We start from the raw sequence: 18146 nt of genomic DNA, 5'->3' as shown, positions 1-18146 counted from the left end.
CATGTTCACCTGGTCTTTGTCCCAAATACCGACGCCAGATTTTTGACCATGACGCGACAGAAAAACTACGCACTTACTTTTCAAATGTATGTGCTGATTTTGAAGCTGAACGGGTTGAAATGGATGGCGAACCAGATCACGTCCATTTGTTAATTAACTATCCTCCCAAACTGGCGATATCCAGTCTGGTAAACAGCCTCAAAGGTGTATCGGGTAGGTGACTGCGACGAGATCGACCAGATATTGCAGTCAGGTATTACTACAAAGGCGTTTTGTGGAGTCCTGGCTATTTTGCCAGTAGCTGCGGAGGTGCGCCAATATCCGTCATCCGCCAATACATTGAACAACAGCAAACACCTGGTCAGGTGGAAAACCGCGCCTTATATCCCCGCCCTGAAGGACGGGGTTTTACGGCGCACCGGATAAAGAAACCGTCAAAATCACTCAGCAAAACAGGCTGAATGCAAAATCCAGCAGTGGGGTTTACCTTCTGCCTGGAGCGAAAACACCGGCAAGACTGGAAAGCCAGATCGGTACTTTACGTATGTCGCTAGTGAATATTACGCATGATACAGATGGCACCACCCTGACGCTACGTATTCAGGGCGAGTCGAATGACCCCTTGCCCGCATTCAGCGGAACTGTTGAATATGGGCAAATTCAGGGAACAATAGACAACTTTCAGGAAATCAATTTGCAGAATCAATTGATTAATGCCCCTGCCAGCGTCCTCGTCCCCAGCGATGTTGATATTCCGTTACAGTTAAAGGGGATTTCTGTAGAACAGTTAGACTTTGTACGTATCCACGACATTCAACCTGTTATGCAGTAAACGTATAGCGGGGCGATTTTGTGCGTCCCGCAACATCTTTTCCCGTCATTTTGTTACTCCGCTTACATCACCTGGATTGATAGTAAAAGTTTGCAACAAGGGTGAAAGTCAGTACAATCCCCGCCCGAATGTGTGTAAACGTGAACGCAATCGATTACGTAAATGATAGAACTGTGAAACGAAACATATTTTTGTGAGCAATGATTTTTATAATAGGCTCCTCTGTATACGAAATATTTAGAAACGCAATTTGCGCCTTTTTCACTCCCGCAAGGGATTTTCAAACAGTGGCATACATATGAAAAAAACATTACTGGCAGCCGGTGCGGTACTGGCGCTCTCTTCGTCTTTTACTGTCAACGCAGCTGAAAACGACAAACCGCAGTATCTTTCCGACTGGTGGCACCAGAGCGTTAACGTTGTCGGAAGCTATCACACCCGTTTCGGACCGCAGATCCGCAACGATACCTACCTTGAGTACGAAGCATTCGCTAAAAAAGACTGGTTCGACTTCTATGGTTATGCGGATGCGCCGGTATTCTTCGGCGGTAACTCCGATGCAAAAGGTATCTGGAACCACGGTTCTCCGCTGTTTATGGAAATCGAACCGCGTTTCTCCATCGACAAACTGACCAATACTGACCTTAGCTTCGGTCCGTTCAAAGAGTGGTACTTCGCGAACAACTACATTTACGACATGGGTCGTAATAAAGATGGTCGCCAGAGCACCTGGTACATGGGTCTGGGTACCGACATCGATACTGGTCTGCCGATGAGCCTGTCCATGAACGTCTATGCGAAATACCAGTGGCAGAACTATGGCGCAGCGAACGAAAACGAGTGGGACGGTTACCGTTTCAAAATTAAATACTTTGTGCCGATTACCGATCTGTGGGGCGGTCAGCTGAGCTACATCGGCTTCACCAACTTCGACTGGGGTTCCGATTTAGGGGATGACAGCGGTAACGCAATCAACGGTATTAAGACCCGTACTAATAACTCTATCGCTTCCAGCCATATTCTGGCTCTGAACTACGATCATTGGCACTACTCTGTCGTAGCTCGTTACTGGCACGACGGTGGTCAGTGGAACGACGATGCAGAACTGAACTTCGGCAACGGCAACTTCAACGTTCGCTCTACCGGCTGGGGTGGTTACCTGGTAGTAGGTTACAACTTCTAATTGTGAGAATGCCGGATTTCATATCCGGCATTTTTTATCACTTCTTCTTGTTCATCATCGCTTTCAGGTCAGCGAATGGGTTGTACTTCGCTTCACCGACATCTTTCTGCGCATCTTCCCCTGCGATAACGGTCGTACCATACTGATCCGCTTCGGTATATTTCGAATGCTCATGATCGTGGCAATAGAGACAAAGCAATTCCCAGTTACTGCCATCTTCCGGGTTATTGGTATGGTCGTGATCAATGTGGTGAACGGTAAGTTCACGCAGGTTGGAATAAACAAACTCACGGGAACAGCGACCGCAGACCCACGGATAGATTTTTAATGCTTTTTCGCGATAGCCGCTTTCTAACCGCGCATAGTTTTTTGGGATGATAGCCATGAAAAGTTACCTGGATGAAATGTAGGGTTACGCGCAGTTTCCCAAGATGCGGGGATTTTCGCAATCCTGAGTCAAGAAATTCTCACATTACCAGTGACGGCGAGGTTCCATCAGCTGATGAAGAATGCGCGCAATGAGAATGTCATCGACTCTTATAACGTAATAAACAGTGTGAAACCTAAATGCGATCTTCTTTACCTCTGGAATCGCATCATAGTCTTGCCCTATCTCGGGCATTTGAGAGAGTGTATCCAGAAAAATGCCGAGAGAGTCGGTATAGCGATCCGCCTGCTCCTCACCAAACTTTCCCAGCGTGTAGTCATAGATCCCTCTGAAATCTTCAACAGCTTTTCCGCTAAGCTTATACACGATGTTTTTGCTTCCTTTCTGCTGCGATATCACGAAGCGTCATCGAACTTTCACCGCTCTCAAGACCTTCAATAACAGCATTTCTGACAGCTTCATCCCTGGATTCTTGTTGTTCCAATAGACGAAGCGCTGAACGCATTACTTCACTGGCCGAGCCATAACGACCAGACTGGACCATCCGTGTAATAAAACTATCTAATTGTTCGCCAACGCTTACTGAGGTAATTTTGCGCATAAGCGATCTCCATGTATTAACTATTAATACAAAGTATATGTCAGAACTCTTTCTACAACCAAACCGTATTCAGTTGCATGTGAAACAGGCAAAAAAAACCGCAGCGCAAATACGCCACGGTTTTTTTAACAGAACGGATTTAAAACACCCTTAAGGCAGAATTGACGGCTGATCCGCCCCTTCTTTTTCCACTTTCTGCTGCAGCATGTGTTCGCGCTTCATACCCAGTTTCAGAGCCAGCGCCGATGCTACGTAGATGGAAGATGCAGTACCGATGGAAACACCGATAAGCATGGTCAGCGAGAAGCCTTCCAGTACCGGACCACCGAAGAGGTACAGCATCAGGATAACCATCAAGGTAGTACCGGATGTGATCAAGGTACGGTGCAGCGTCTGGGTCAAGGACACGTTAAAGATTTCGTAAGGCGTACCGCGACGGATCTTGCGGAAGTTTTCACGAATACGGTCCGATACCACGATACTGTCGTTAAGCGAGTAACCGATAACTGACATCAACGATGCCACAATGGTCAGGTCAATCTCGATATGGAATAACGACAAAATACCCAGCGTAATGATAACGTCGTGCGCCAGCGCAATAACAACCCCTGCCGCCAGTCGCCACTCAAAGCGGAAACCTACGTACACGAGGATAGACAGCAGCGCCGCCATCAACGCCATCGCACCGGTTTGCGCAAGGTCTGCCCCCACGCTCGGCCCGACGAACTCAATACGCTTCACTGCCGCATTCTGATTGGTGGATTCGTTAATCACCTTCAGAACCTGGCTGCCCAGCACCTGACCGCCGGTTTCGCCTTCAGCAGGCGGCATACGGACCATGATGTCGTGGCTGCTACCAAAGTTTTGCAGCATCGGCTCTTCAAAACCGGCTTTTTGCAATGCATCACGCATTACGTCAATTTCAGCCGGTTTTTCGAGCGTAATTTCAATAACCGTACCACCGGTGAAATCCAGCCCCCAGTTAAAGCCGCGCACGCCCATAATAACGATAGCGGCGATTAACAGCAGACCAGAGATGCCGAAAGCCCAGTAGTCCCAGCGCATAAAGTCATAGACTTTACGGCCGTGGTTTAGTTGTTCAACAGTATATTCCTGTGCCACATCGCACTCCTCAGATTGACAGCTTCTTGACGCGCTTGCCGCCATATAGCAGGTTTACGATGGCACGCGTACCGACAATCGCGGTAAACATCGACGTCGCCACACCGATACCGGTAGTAATCGCGAACCCTTTAATTGCCCCGGTACCCACTGCGTACAGGATGATGACTTTAATCAGCGTGGTGATGTTCGCATCGAAGATGGAACTGAATGCGCCACGATAACCTTCATCAATTGCCTGTTGAACAGTACGTCCGTTGCTCAACTCTTCTTTAATACGTTCGTTGATCAGTACGTTCGCGTCGACCGCTACCGCAAGGGTTAAGACGATACCCGCGATACCTGGCATACTCAGCGTTGCGCCTGGCAACAGCGACATAATACCGACGATCAAGATCAAGTTGGCAATCAGAGCACTGGTCGCAATCAGACCAAACTTCTTATAGAAGATGATCATGAACAGAATAGAAACCAGCAGACCGGCAAGGCAAGCCTCCAGCCCCTGCTCAATGTTCTGCATACCCAGGGTCGGGCCAATTGTACGTTCTTCAACAATCTGAATCGGCGCGATCAACGCACCGGCACGCAGCAGCAGTGACAGCTGACGGGCTTCGTTCGGGTTGTTGATGCCGGTGATACGGAAGCTGTTACCCAGACGAGACTGGATGTTAGCGATGTTAATCACCTCTTCCTGTTTCACCAGAACCGCACGACCGTTAGCATCTTTCTTGCCGCTGTCTTTGTACTCCACAAACAGGGTCGCCATCGGTTTGCCGATGTTGTCCTTGGTGAAGTTAGACATAATGTTGCCACCTGCGCTGTCGAGCGAGATGTTAACCTGCGGCTGGTTGTATTCGTCCTGGCTGGAAGTGGAGTCGGTGATATGGTCACCGGTCAGAATTACGCGTTTGTACAGCACAACCGGCTGACCTTCGCGGGTCTGTTTCACTTCAGAGTCGCCCGGTACGCGGCCGGATGCCGCAGCGGCCTGATCAACGTTGGTGTTTACCAGACGGAATTCCAGCGTTGCCGTCGCACCCAGAATCTCTTTCGCACGCGCGGTGTCCTGAATACCTGGCAGTTCAACAACGATACGGTCAGCACCCTGACGCTGAACCACCGGCTCCGCCACGCCAAGTTGGTTTACACGGTTACGCAGGATATTAATGTTCTGCTGCACCGCATATTCACGCGCTTCACTCAGACGAGCATCGCTCATTACCGCACGCAGCTGGTTGCTGCCCTGGCTGCTAATCACCAGGTCCGGATGGCGCTTGCTCAGATACGCAATGGCTTCATCACGAGCTTTAGCATCGCGGAAAGTGATGCTCAGGCCGTAGTTGTTTTCTTTACGAACGGTGGTATACGGGATGCCCTTTTCACGCAGGTCGCTGCGCAGGCTATCGATATTTTGTTCCTGGAGTTTGCCAAGCGCGGTGTCCATATCCACTTCCATCAGGAAGTGAACGCCGCCACGCAGGTCAAGGCCGAGCTTCATCGGCTCAGCGTGAATAGCTGCCAGCCAGCGCGGCGTTGCCGGGGCAAGGTTAAGCGCCACGACGTATTTGTCACCCATAACGCCCATTAATGCTTCACGAGCGCGCAGCTGGGTGTCAGTGGAGTCGAAGCGCGCAAGAATAGCGCCCTCTTCCAGTGCCACAGACTTAGCAGTTATTTTTTCTTCTTGTAACGTTTTCTGGACCTGGATCAGCGTTTGCTCACTGGCGGCGACTCCGCGCGCACCAGTGATCTGAACAGCCGGATCCTCACCAAACAGGTTGGGAAGCGCATACAGCAGACCGATGACAATCACCACGATCAGCATGACGTACTTCCACAAAGGATAACGGTTTAACACGGCAATTCCCTTAGGGAAAAATTTTAATTACAGCGCCTTCATGGTGCCTTTCGGCAGGACGGCAGCTACGAAGTCACGTTTAATAACTACTTCAGTGGTGTCATTCAGCGCGATAGCAATGTAGCCGTTTTCCGCTACTTTGGTTACGCGACCAACCAGGCCACCGTTCGTCAGAACTTCATCACCTTTGGCAATGGAGTCCATCAGCTTTTTGTGTTCTTTGGTGCGCTTCTGCTGTGGACGCAGGATCATGAAATAGAAAATCAGACCGAATACCACCAGCATCAAAATCAAAGACATCGGGCTACCTTGCGCCGGTGCACCCGTTGCCGCTACCGCATCAGAAATAAAAAAGCTCATTAAATTTCCCTCATTATTAATATTAATCAACGTTCAAAGGTGGTACTTCTCGCCCCTGACGCTGGTAAAAATCAGTTACGAAGCTCTCTAATTTACCCTCTTCAATAGCCTTGCGTAAACCCGCCATCAAACGCTGGTAGTAACGAAGGTTATGAATGGTGTTGAGTCGCGCGCCTAATATTTCGTTGCAACGGTCGAGATGATGCAAGTAAGCGCGTGAATAATTGCGACAGGTGTAGCAATCACACTCAGGATCGAGTGGGCCAGTATCGCTCTTATACTTCGCATTGCGGATTTTCACCACGCCATCGGTCACGAACAAATGACCATTTCGGGCGTTGCGGGTTGGCATTACGCAGTCAAACATATCGATACCGCGACGCACGCCTTCAACCAGGTCTTCTGGTTTACCAACGCCCATCAGGTAACGCGGTTTGTCTGCCGGAATTTGCGGGCATACATGCTCCAGAATGCGGTGCATATCTGCTTTCGGCTCACCCACAGCCAGACCGCCGACAGCGTAGCCATCAAAACCGATATCTACCAGACCTTTAACAGAAATATCACGTAAATCTTCGTAAACGCTGCCCTGAATGATACCAAACAGTGCATTTTTGTTTCCGAGACTGTCAAAACGCTCACGGCTACGCTTCGCCCAACGCAGAGACATCTCCATGGAGCGTTTTGCGTAATCCCAGTCAGCAGGATACGGCGTACACTCATCAAAGATCATGACGATATCCGAACCAAGATCGTACTGAATCTCCATCGACTTTTCCGGGTCGAGGAAAATCGGATCGCCGTTGATCGGGTTACGGAAGTGAACGCCCTGTTCGGTGATTTTACGAATATCGCCAAGGCTGAAGACCTGGAAGCCGCCGGAGTCGGTAAGAATCGGGCCTTTCCACTGCATAAAATCGTGCAGATCGCCATGCAGTTTCATGATTTCCTGGCCCGGGCGCAGCCACAGGTGGAAGGTGTTGCCGAGGATAATTTGCGCGCCAGTGGCTTCAACTTCTTCCGGCGTCATCCCTTTTACGGTGCCGTAAGTGCCAACAGGCATAAAACAAGGCGTTTCCACTACGCCACGATCAAAGACCAGGCGGCCACGGCGTGCGCGACCGTCGGTAGTGTCCAGTTCAAATTTCATTTTTTCTCCACTACGTCAGAAAAACAGTCCAACGTTTAAACCAGCGCCGCGGAATTACTCCCCAACGCGCTCATTAATTGCCTGCGGATTGTACGTGATAAACATCGCATCACCGTAACTAAAAAAGCGATATTTCTCTTCTACCGCTGCTTTATAGGCATTCATGGTGTGTTGGTAACCGGCAAAGGCCGAAACCAGCATAATCAACGTCGATTCCGGCAGGTGGAAGTTAGTCACCAGCGCATCGACCACTTTGTACTGGAAGCCGGGATAGATAAAGATTTGGGTATCGTCAAAGAACGGTTCGATGAGATCGTTTTTCGCCGCCTGGGCCGCGCTTTCCAGCGAACGTACCGAGGTGGTGCCAACCGCAATCACCCGATTTCCACGCGCTTTCGCCGCCAGTACCGCGTCAACCACATCCTGCGGCACTTCTGCATATTCCGAGTGCATGATGTGGTCTTCAATGGTGTCGACGCGCACCGGCTGGAAGGTGCCCGCACCAACGTGCAGGGTGACAAACGCCATCTCCACGCCTTTGGCGCGTAATTTTTCCAGCAAAGGTTCGTCAAAATGCAGACCAGCGGTCGGGGCTGCAACCGCGCCCGGTTTTTCGCTATAAACGGTTTGATAAAGTTCGCGGTCAGCGTCTTCGTCCGGACGGTCGATATACGGCGGCAGCGGCATATGGCCGATGCTGTTGAGGATATCCAGTACCGAACGATCATCATTAAATTCGACTTCAAACAGTGCGCCGTGGCGCGCGGTCATTGTTGCGTTAATACTTTCGTCATCGCCCAGCAACAGTTCTGCGCCAGGTTTTGGCGCTTTCGAGGCGCGAATATGCGCAAGAATGCGTTTGTCGTCGAGCATCCGCTCAACCAGCACTTCAATCTTGCCGCCGCTGGCTTTACGCCCAAACAGACGCGCCGGGATCACGCGGGTATTATTAAAAACCAGAAGATCGCCGGGGTTGAGCTTATCGAGTAAATCGGTGAAAGTACCGTGCGTCAGCGCGCCCGTCGGCCCGTCCAGCGACAGTAAACGACAGCTACTGCGTTCAGGCATGGGATAGTGGGCAATCAGGGATTCGGGCAATTCAAAGGAGAAATCGGTAACGCGCATGACACTGACTCAGACTAAAATAAGAGGCGGGTAGTCTAGTGCCGGGGCGCTCTCCCTGCAACCTTTACCCCCCTTTGGATAGAATATAATCGATGAATTTTTTAGCTCACCTGCATTTAGCCCATCTCGCGGAAAGCTCGCTTTCCGGCAATTTGCTGGCTGATTTCGTACGCGGAAATCCTGAAGAAAGTTTTCCGCCCGACGTCGTGGCTGGCATTCATATGCATCGGCGTATCGACGTACTAACCGACAATCTGCCGGAAGTCCGCGAAGCACGGGAATGGTTTCGTAGTGAAACTCGCCGCGTTGCGCCTATTACGCTGGATGTCATGTGGGATCACTTTCTTTCCCGCCACTGGTCGCAGCTGTCGCCGGACTTTCCGCTACAGGAATTTGTCTGTTATGCCCGCGAGCAAGTGATGACGATTTTGCCGGACTCACCGCCACGTTTTATCAATCTGAACAATTACTTGTGGTCAGAGCAGTGGCTGGTGCGCTATCGCGATATGGATTTCATCCAGAACGTGTTAAACGGCATGGCAAGCCGTCGCCCACGTCTGGATGCCCTGCGTGACTCCTGGTACGATTTAGACGCCCATTACGATGCTCTCGAAACCCGCTTCTGGCAGTTTTATCCGCGGATGATGGCGCAGGCGTCACGCAAGGCGCTCTGAAACTTCAAGCTCCGGCGTCACTATTTTTTAGCATTCGCATCCAGCGGAGCGGCATAACAACTGTAAGAAAAACATTCGCTGGAATGATTGGCGATATCTTTAAAGTTGCTTTCAGCAACCCCCTCGAACATGAGTACCGTTCTGGACAACTCTCCGTTGTCATTTATATGTGGAAAATCAAATTGTGTACTGAATCGCCATACATCTGTCTTTTCTGGCTCGCTGTTCACAGAGATACGTCGATGGAAGACTCCTCCTGAAAACGTGCGCCAGAACAATTGTTGATCAAAATCTTGTAATATCTCAGAGTTGGATGCTATTTGATGTAGTAAACCTGCATACCGTGGACTGCCATTACGAGCAACATTATGCAAACCCTGACTAAAAGCATCAAACAAACAATAGATGTGATCACTAGTGAAAAAAGGTCTTAATTTTTTTTGTTCTTCATCGCTGTAATCCAGGAGCATCTCATTGATTTCTTCCGGTGAGAATTTTAAGACAAAATTATCCTCAGGATTTGTTTCTTTCTTGTTTTTTTCACTATTCTTCTCCTCAATGGTCTTCGCATTTTGTTTCGCAATTTTTTCCTCAGTTTTTTTCGCAATTTTTTCCGCAATTTTTTCCCGAGTTTTTGATTTTAGACTAACACCATCGATGTCAACCGATGTTGTTTTCAGATCTCTCTGCGCGTCTTTCAAATTTGTCTTATAGAGATCAGGCACTTTATCGGCAGATAAGTATCCGGATGAAGAAATCTGGTGTGTACGCATGGGGGGCTGTTCACAAAGCATCGAGGCTATATCGTCTTTAAACTCTTTTACATTAAAGTTATCGGCATTAACCTTCCCTGTTATAAACCCCGCATCGGCAATTTTCTTCTCTAATTGTTTTGTACGTTTAGAATAATAAGCGTTGTTATCATAAAACTTTTCAAGAAGGGCCCACTCCTCAAGTTGCCTTATGTGATTTTTCAACTGTTGATGATCTATTTTATATTCATGTGTACTAGAATCATTTTGGTTGCAAGAGTTACAGATTTTTAAGCATAATTTTCCATCAGATTTATCATCTATGGTATCAGTGAAAATATAGGACACTTCAATATTCTGCCCGTTCTTATCAGTCATCTCATATGACCATTGCCCCGTTCGTTTCGCATTCTTAATGAGTTCGATGGACTCTGCAGGACAACCATGAAGAATGGGCAGAATTTTATCAGGATGCTTAATGAGTAAAATTATTATATTTACAATGTTTGAAAAGAAATCTTTGCTATTTTTTATTTCATCGATTTTTTCCGCTGAAATGTTTACTAAGTTTTCATTTCCGGAAATGAAAAGCAATTTGCCATGGGGGCTTTTTTTAAATTGTTCTTCTGTTTTAGAAAAAACATCCTCTTTAAAAGGTGGCAACTCAGTACCAGGAATAAACGGTTTCAATAAATTCGAATTTGAAATTGTCATATCTTTGCTCCACTACAGGGTTATCCTGGAGCATGTTGTACATAACCTCATTGGCAAAGAATACCAAAAATCGCTCATATCGAACGGGACAAATATTTAACAAACTCAGCCCTGACATTGAGCAGCTTTTTTGCGCTGCGTAGTGTCAGGGCTGGTGACTACGACGTAATAAATAAAACAGATGCTTTAGTTGATCCACACCGTAGCCGAAATGGCAGGCAAAGCCAGAATCCCGTCTGTCAGTTGCCCATGGCCTTCTTTGCGTTGCCATTGCGCAACATTAAGCAACGGTGACGCGGGTAGCACCACTTCACAGGCTTCTCCACGGTTGATTGCCACCAGTACACGCTGCTGATTCAGCACGCGGCCAAATACCACCACGTTATCTTCCGCATACAGCACCTGACAGCCGCCACGACGCAGCGCCTGACTTTTCTTACGCAGCGCAATCATTCGCTGGTACAGCGCGAATAACGCCGTATCCTGCTTTTCCACCTGCCAGGGGAACGGTTTACGGCAAAACGGATCGTTTTTACCATCCAGCCCCACTTCATCACCGTAATAAATGCACGGTACACCAGGCCAGGTGAACAACCAGACCACCGCCAGCGGCAGGCGCGCAATATCCCGACCGAGCAGCGTTTTAAATCGCGCAGTATCGTGGCTATCGAGCTGATTAAACATACGCAGTTGCTGTTGATGAGAAAGTCCGGCGCGGTAATTATCCATCCAGGCCATACAGGTTTGGGCGTCAATTTGCTGCGGATCATAAGAGATGTCGGTATTGGCAAGAAATCCCCACAACGGGAATGTGAAGCCGCGATAGTTCATGGCGGCATCTTCCACATCGGCCTGTAACCATTGCCGTGCATCGCCAAAATGCTCTCCAACGATATACGCTTCCGGCTGGGTTTCTTTCGCCGCTTCGGTGATCCCGGCAACGTGCTGCAAATTATTGCGCGCCCCACCCGCTTCCCCCAGCATATGCACCACATCCAGCCGCCAGCCGTCCATATTCCACGGCGCTTTCAGCCAGTGGCGGACAATACTGTCTTCCCCGCGATAAATTTCATTCACCAGACTTTCCGACTGATAATCCAGTTTCGGCAAGCTGGCATAGCCCAGCCAGTCGAGCGCCGTGCCATCGTCACTAAACGAGTACCAGTCGCGCCAGGGCGATTCGGGGTTGTGACAAGCACCACCCGTGCCACGATTGTGCCTGTCAAACCAGGCATGGGAATCGCCACTGTGGTTAAACACGCCATCCAGCACCAGCCGCATTCCCAGCTGCTGCGTATGGTGTCGCAAACGCAGCAACGCTCCGTCGCCGCCAAACTGCGGATCGACGTGGCGATAATCCTCTGTATCGTATTTATGTACGCTGGGGGCTTTAAACACCGGGTTAAGATACAGCGCCGTCACGCCGAGCTTTTTCAGATACGGCAGTTTTTCGCTGATACCGTCCAGATCGCCGCCATAGAACGTTGATCCGCCCGCCTGCGCCGTGACCGGTTCATCCCAGTCACGCAATATGATCTCTTGTCCGGCTGCGTGATGGTAATAAACATGATCCTGTTCAGCTTCACGAGGAAGACTACGGGCGAAACGATCAGGGAAGATCTGATAAAAAATCTGATCCGCAGCCCATTGTGGGCCGATATCCGGGACATCGACAGCAAACTGCTCCAGTCGTGCTGGCGGCATTCGGCTGAAGCCCTGCGGTGTAAACCAACGCTGGCGATCGTGCCACAGTAATTTGAAACTATAACGCCGCCGAGGTTGCCCGCTGGAGAGATCGATCGCCGCCCGCCATGCGGTAACGCCAGGCTGCGGCTGACTGCGCTGCTTATGCATCGCTACTGACGTTTCTTCGTTGTCGTGTTCTGTACGCAGCATAATGCGCTGCGGTGGGTCTTCGCCCGTCAGCCACAGTGTAATAAGCAGTTGATCTTTGCTTTGTTTAACAAATGGGGGCACCGGCAGGTGCCATGCATTTAACATCATAATTCCCCTGTGATGAAAATCTGATCACCTTGCCATAGCCTAATGCAGGATCACTCATCATCTGAAGGATATTTGGGGGAGGAGGACGGGGGCGGATAACTTTCGGAATAGCCGGATCAGGATTTCCTCCTGAACCGGCTTACAGAACGCAAGGATTACTGGTTTTCAGCCAGCTGACGATCGTGGCGGCGTTTAAACATCCAGCCAATCAACAGCACAACAATCCACGCGAAACCAACGTACAGCGAGATACGCGTATCCGGGTGATAACCAATCAACCCGATAATAAAGAGCAGGAAAATCAAACCGCCGATGGTCGTTGCTACCCCACCCGGCACTTTAAATTTCAGCGCCTTAACTTCTTCTGGAGGCAAACGGCGACGGAAGGCGATTTGCGACAGCAGGATCATAATCCACACCCACACCGTGGCGAAGGTTGCCAGCGAAGCGATCACCAGGAAGACGTTTTCCGGCATGATGTAGTTCAGATACACCGCAAATAGCAGCGCGGTAGTCATCACCAGCACCGTAACCCACGGAATACCGCGACGCGAGGTTTTGCTGAAAATTTTTGGCGCGCTGCCCTGCTCTGCCATACCGTGGAGCATACGGCCTACGCCAAATACGTCACTGTTAATTGCCGACAGCGAAGCGGTCAGCACAACAAAGTTAAGAATGCTGGCGGCAAAGGTAATGCCCATATGCTGGAACGTCAGCACGAACGGGCTACCGGCAGTGCCAACCTGATTCCACGGGTAGATAGACATTATGACGAACAGCGTACCGACGTAGAACACCAGAATACGCATCGGCACGGAGTTAATCGCACGCGGAATCGATTTCTCAGGATCTTTCGCTTCACCGGCGGTAATCCCGATAATTTCGATCCCACCGTAAGCAAACATCACCATTTGCAACGACATCACCATACCAAGCCAGCCGTTACTGAAGAAGCCGCCGTTGCTCCACAGGTTATGAATACCGGTCGGTTGCCCGCCGTTGCCAATTCCCCAGATGATGATGCCGAAACCGGCGACAATCATGATGATGATAGTGGCGACTTTAAAGAACGAGAACCAGAACTCCAGCTCACCGAATACCTTCACGCTCATCAGGTTTACGGCGCAAATGATCAGCACCACGCTCAGTACCCAAATCCAGTGCGGCACCGTCGGGAACCAGACCCCCATATAGATACCAAAAGCGGTCACATCGGCGATGGCGACAATTAGGATTTCAAAGCAGTAGGTCCAGCCGGTAATGTAACCTGCCAGCGGTCCGAGGTTTTCCTGCGCATAACGCGAGAAAGAGCTGGCGGCCGGGTTATGTACCGACATTTCCCCCAGCGCGCGCATAATGATATACGCCGCGATACCACCGATAATATAGGCCAACAACACGCTTGGACCGGCCATTTTGATGGCATCTGCCGAACCGTAAAACAGCCCGGTGCCAATTGCTGAACCCAGTGCCATAAAGCGTATGTGTCGGGTACTTAGCCCACGCTTTAGCTTGTTCTTACTTTCCATCAATTCCTAACCCATCAACACAATAAAAAACCACGGGGCATCGCAGCCCCGTGGTTAAAACAAATGTTCAGTGATTTAGTGAGCGCTGGAGGTCACCTGACGACCTGCCGCACGATCCCAGATAATGGCCAGAACCACCATCACCACTGTTGGCATTAACCACGCCAGACCTTGTTCGGCCAGCGGTAAACGCTGCGCCCAGGACGGTAAGATATCGCTGAATGCAGATGCCTTGATCCCGTCGAGAATACCAAAAAGCAGGCTGATAAACATCGGCGGAGCAATCACGCGGGACGAATTATGCCACCATGAGCGTGTAAAACTTAATACAACCAGTGCGATACACGGCGGATAAATGGCGGTCAACACCGGTACAGAGATCTGAATCAGCTGGCTCAAGCCGAGGTTAGACACCACCATCGAGAAGCCGCCGAGGATAAACACCAGCGTACGATAAGAGAGCGGTACGTACTGGGCGAAGAATTCTGCACAAGCACAGGTCAGGCCAACCGCCGTGACCAGGCAGGCGATGAAGATTAACGCCGCCAGCAGGAAGCTACCGCCGCCGCCAAAGGTATGCTGAACGTAAGCATGCAGGATCGCCGCACCGTTTGCAGACTGATCGACCAGCGACGCGCTGTCTGAACCCAGACGGAACAGCGCCAGATACAGCAGAGTCAGACCAACACCCGCCATCAGGCCAGCCCAGACGGTATAACGGGTCAGCAGACGCGCTTCGGTAACGCCACGAGAACGCGCCGCGTTAACAATAACGATACCAAACACCATTGCGCCCAGCGTATCCATGGTCAGATAGCCGTTGACGAAGCCGTTAGAAAACGCAGCGTTTTGATAAGCCTCAGTCGCCGTGCTGATAGAACCCGCCGGCCAGATAATTGCGGCAACAGACAGGATGACCAGCGCGATAATTTTCAGCGGCGCAAGGAAGTTGCCCACGGTATCCAGCAGCTTGCCCGGATAGAGCGAAACCAGAATAACGATAGCGAAATAAACCAGGCTGTAGATAAACAGCGGCAACGCGGAATCACCCGTCAGCGGCGCAATGCCCACTTCAAAAGAAACGGTAGCTGTACGCGGCGTAGCGAAAAGCGGCCCCACCGCCAGGTAACACACCGTTGCCAGCAGTACGCCAGCGACTTTACCGATTGGCGTGCTGAGGCTGTCAACACCGCCGCCAACTTTCGCCAGCGCCACCACCGTTAACACCGGTAGGCCAACGGCAGTAATGAGGAAACCGAATGCCGCAGTCCAGACGTGTTCGCCTGCCTGCAAGCCGACCATTGGAGGGAAAATAATGTTACCTGCGCCGACGAACAACGCAAATGTCATAAAGCCCAGAGCGATGATATCGCGCGATCTTAATTGATGGGTCATAAATCATACTGCCTGTGGATGTGGTGTTGTAACGTTAAATTTTTGTGCCAATCCCTGGGGATGATACAGCGGTATATTTAAACAATTTTAGCGGGAAATACTCCCAACCAGGCGCGGCGAAGAATAGTTTTTCGATTTACCGCGTAAATGCAGTCAGTATGACAGCACCTGAAGCGCAATTTAAACGCTTATAACGTTTTAAAGCAAGAAGGGATCTAAAAACCAGAGGTATATAGCGATAAGAAATCACCAACCAGTATAAAACACTATTTCAATGAAAAAGACATGGCTAATCATGCGAACAAAAAATCACCAACCATTGTAAAATCTAACGCCCGTATTTCGACTGCAAAGAAAATAAGCCAGCATCGGCTGGCTTATGGCAATAAAAGATGACAAAGGCGAATTAATCGCTGTTTTTGGCAATTAAACGTTCCGGGATAACAAAACTGAAACGTGTACCTTTTCCTACTGTACTCTCAATATTCAGGCGACTTTCGTGATGATTCACCGCATGTTTCACGATCGCTAACCCTAATCCGCTACCACCGGTTTGCCGGGAACGCGCTTTATCAACGCGATAAAAACGCTCGGTCAGGCGCGGAATATGCTCCGGTGCAATGCCCGGTCCGTTATCTTCAACGCTAAATTCGGCACCATGCGGCACTCGCTGCCAGCGTACGGTGATATGCGTGCCTTCCGGCGTATGATTCACGGCGTTATAGACCAGGTTCGAAATCGCACTGCGTAGCTGATCTTCGCTGCCTGACACCTTGAGGCCGTTATCTATCTCAAAGGTAAATGTCTGTTTTTTCTGACTCAGAGTCTGAGCCTCGCGCTCAACAACGCGCAGCATCATCGGCACATCAACCTTTTCATTGAGCAACTGCGTCGGTGCGGCTTCTATTTTCGACAGCGTCAGCAATTGCTTCACCAGCCCTTCCATCCGCTGTGTCTGCTCGCGCATGGTGTGCAACGCTTTTTCACGTACCGCGCCTTCCAGCGGTTGCTCATCCATCATCTCCAGGTAACCCTGTAACACGGTCAATGGCGTACGTAACTCATGGCTCACGTTGGCAAAAAAGTTACGCCGCGCCCCTTCCAGTTGATGCATTTGCGTCACATCACGCGCCACCATCAGCAACTGTTTGTGGGTATAAGGCATGACGCGAATTTCCAGATGCCGCCCGGTATTGAGCACCAGATTGAGCGGGCGAGAAAAATCACGCGTTTTCAGATATTGCGTAAACTCCGGATAACGAAGCAGATTAAGGATGTTCTGCCCGTTATCTTCCGGCCAGCGCAAACCAAGAATTTGTTGCGCCAGACCATTACACCAGAAAATACCGCCCTCTTCCGTGGTCAGCACCACCGCATCAGGCAGCGACTCCGCGCCGCTACGAAAGCGTTTAATCAGATTGCCCAGTTCGCGGCGGCGTTTTTTATTTCGCAACTGCATCTGGTGTAATCCGTATAGCAGCGGTTCCCAGCTACCACGCCCCGGTGGCGGGGTCATACTACGATCCACCCACAGCCACCATGAAAGGCGCAATAAATTCCAGAAATGCCAGATAAGCAGTCCCGTTACCGATGCCAGCAAAAACCAGGGCAGGTAACCAAAAAATGCACCCAGGATGAAAGCCGGGAGGCAGCAAAGTAGCAGCTCCAGCACCAGCCTTTTCCACGACAGCCGTTCCAGCACGTAAGATACTCCAGTTAAGAATTCATAAGCCCTGCTCTGCGTCCGATGAGCAAGGCGTTAAAAGCGGGTTGAAAAACGATATCCTGTACCGCGCACGGTCTGCACCATGCGGTCATGCCCGCCGGGCTCCAGTGCTTTACGCAGGCGACGAATGTGGACATCGACCGTACGATCTTCCACATACACGTTGGTTCCCCAGACGTGGTTTAACAGCTGCTCGCGGCTGTACACGCGCTCAGGATGCGTCATAAAAAAGTGCAGCAGTTTAAATTCTGTCGGCCCCATCTCCAGCGGTTCTTCGCCCGCCATCACCCGGTGAGATGTCGGGTCGAGACTGAGCCCCTGCATCTCAATCACCTCTTCCACCGCCATTGGCGAAATACGGCGCATTACCGCTTTGATTCGCGCCACCAGCTCCTTCGGCGAAAACGGCTTGGTGATATAGTCATCCGCACCGGTTTCAAGGCCGCGCACGCGATCTTCTTCTTCCCCTCTGGCGGTCAACATCACCACTGGAATATCCCGGGTCATCGACTCGCGCTTGAGGTGTTTGATGAACTGGATACCGGAGCCGCCAGGTAACATCCAGTCAAGGAGAATTAAATCCGGCCAGGGTTCATTCAGTTGATTCACAGCACTGTCATAATCTTCCGCTTCGACCGGCTGAAAGCCATTTTGTTCGAGCACGAAGCAGACCATTTCGCGAATTGGTGCTTCATCTTCTACGACCAGAATACGTCTCGCCATGATTTGCCCT

At 50.3% G+C, this 18146-nt stretch carries 16 protein-coding genes and 2 pseudogenes; 4 read left to right on the top strand and 14 right to left on the bottom strand.

Translation table 11 applies throughout. The annotated features are described in order from the left end of the window. From tnpA to tsx, 3 genes and pseudogenes are all read left to right on the top strand, one after another. Positions 1-461 (top strand): annotated as a pseudogene (gene tnpA, locus ACJHWR_RS22915) (IS200/IS605 family transposase); the annotation flags it as partial. Further along, positions 422-832 (top strand): annotated as a pseudogene (locus ACJHWR_RS22910) (DUF3251 domain-containing protein); the annotation flags it as partial. The pseudogenes tnpA and ACJHWR_RS22910, both read left to right, overlap by 40 nt. A gap of 298 nt (positions 833-1130) precedes the next feature. Beyond that, a complete protein-coding gene (gene tsx / locus ACJHWR_RS22905) occupies positions 1131-2015 on the top strand; it encodes a nucleoside-specific channel-forming protein Tsx (RefSeq protein WP_001295328.1) in 885 nt (294 codons plus the stop codon). Between the two features lie 37 nt (positions 2016-2052). Here tsx and yajD read toward each other — a convergent pair whose 3' ends face one another. The 8 genes from yajD to queA form a co-directional block, all read right to left on the bottom strand. Continuing rightward, positions 2053-2400, bottom strand: a complete 348-nt coding sequence (yajD, locus tag ACJHWR_RS22900; protein WP_000974813.1) for an HNH nuclease YajD — start codon at positions 2398-2400, stop codon at positions 2053-2055. 87 nt (positions 2401-2487) lie between these two features. Next, positions 2488-2769 (bottom strand): type II toxin-antitoxin system RelE/ParE family toxin, encoded by a 282-nt coding sequence (locus tag ACJHWR_RS22895; RefSeq protein ID WP_000277485.1) that lies wholly within the window; start codon positions 2767-2769, stop codon positions 2488-2490. Then, the gene (locus tag ACJHWR_RS22890; protein ID WP_001226938.1) at positions 2762-3004 is read right to left on the bottom strand and encodes a type II toxin-antitoxin system ParD family antitoxin; all 243 of its coding nucleotides are present in this window, start codon (positions 3002-3004) and stop codon (positions 2762-2764) included. Before ACJHWR_RS22890 ends, ACJHWR_RS22895 begins: the two co-directional genes overlap by 8 nt. Before the next feature lie 150 nt (positions 3005-3154). Further along, positions 3155-4126 (bottom strand): protein translocase subunit SecF, encoded by a 972-nt coding sequence (gene secF, locus ACJHWR_RS22885; RefSeq protein WP_000046637.1) that lies wholly within the window; start codon positions 4124-4126, stop codon positions 3155-3157. Positions 4127-4136: 10 nt separating this feature from the next. Continuing rightward, a complete protein-coding gene (secD, locus tag ACJHWR_RS22880) occupies positions 4137-5984 on the bottom strand; it encodes a protein translocase subunit SecD (RefSeq protein WP_000934822.1) in 1848 nt (615 codons plus the stop codon). Between the two features lie 27 nt (positions 5985-6011). Beyond that, positions 6012-6344, bottom strand: coding sequence for a preprotein translocase subunit YajC (gene yajC / locus ACJHWR_RS22875; RefSeq protein ID WP_000007629.1), 333 nt, complete (start codon positions 6342-6344; stop codon positions 6012-6014). 22 nt (positions 6345-6366) lie between these two features. After that, positions 6367-7494: a tRNA guanosine(34) transglycosylase Tgt gene (gene tgt / locus ACJHWR_RS22870; protein ID WP_000667319.1), complete on the bottom strand. Its 1128-nt coding sequence runs from the start codon at positions 7492-7494 to the stop codon at positions 6367-6369. Positions 7495-7548: 54 nt separating this feature from the next. Beyond that, positions 7549-8619 carry a tRNA preQ1(34) S-adenosylmethionine ribosyltransferase-isomerase QueA gene (gene queA, locus ACJHWR_RS22865; RefSeq protein ID WP_001266492.1) on the bottom strand — a complete coding sequence of 357 codons (1071 nt, stop codon included), beginning with the start codon at positions 8617-8619 and terminating at the stop codon, positions 7549-7551. 92 nt (positions 8620-8711) lie between these two features. On the opposite strand from queA, the gene acpH reads away from it, so the two are divergent. Beyond that, a complete protein-coding gene (gene acpH, locus ACJHWR_RS22860; protein ID WP_001009885.1) occupies positions 8712-9293 on the top strand; it encodes an ACP phosphodiesterase in 582 nt (193 codons plus the stop codon). A gap of 20 nt (positions 9294-9313) precedes the next feature. On the opposite strand, the gene ACJHWR_RS22855 is transcribed toward acpH, so the two are convergent. The 6 genes from ACJHWR_RS22855 to phoB form a co-directional block, all read right to left on the bottom strand. Next, positions 9314-10759, bottom strand: coding sequence for a hypothetical protein (locus ACJHWR_RS22855; RefSeq protein WP_000155925.1), 1446 nt, complete (start codon positions 10757-10759; stop codon positions 9314-9316). A 186-nt stretch (positions 10760-10945) separates the two neighbouring features. After that, entirely contained in the window at positions 10946-12763 is a 1818-nt protein-coding gene (gene malZ, locus ACJHWR_RS22850; RefSeq protein WP_001329781.1) for a maltodextrin glucosidase, read from the bottom strand. Positions 12764-12918: 155 nt separating this feature from the next. After that, positions 12919-14292 (bottom strand): proline-specific permease ProY, encoded by a 1374-nt coding sequence (gene proY, locus ACJHWR_RS22845; RefSeq protein ID WP_001295329.1) that lies wholly within the window; start codon positions 14290-14292, stop codon positions 12919-12921. Between the two features lie 75 nt (positions 14293-14367). Continuing rightward, positions 14368-15687, bottom strand: a complete 1320-nt coding sequence (gene brnQ, locus ACJHWR_RS22840; RefSeq protein ID WP_000149635.1) for a branched-chain amino acid transporter carrier protein BrnQ — start codon at positions 15685-15687, stop codon at positions 14368-14370. A gap of 406 nt (positions 15688-16093) precedes the next feature. After that, positions 16094-17389, bottom strand: coding sequence for a phosphate regulon sensor histidine kinase PhoR (gene phoR / locus ACJHWR_RS22835; protein WP_000893614.1), 1296 nt, complete (start codon positions 17387-17389; stop codon positions 16094-16096). 57 nt (positions 17390-17446) lie between these two features. Then, a complete protein-coding gene (gene phoB / locus ACJHWR_RS22830; RefSeq protein WP_000113933.1) occupies positions 17447-18136 on the bottom strand; it encodes a phosphate response regulator transcription factor PhoB in 690 nt (229 codons plus the stop codon). Positions 18137-18146: the final 10 nt, after the last annotated feature.

The organism is Escherichia sp. WS568 (assembly GCF_046486085.1).
Lineage (GTDB): Bacteria > Pseudomonadota > Gammaproteobacteria > Enterobacterales > Enterobacteriaceae > Escherichia > Escherichia coli.
The sequence above is the reverse complement of the archived record's forward strand: the minus strand, read 5'-3'. Positions and strand labels throughout refer to the sequence as shown.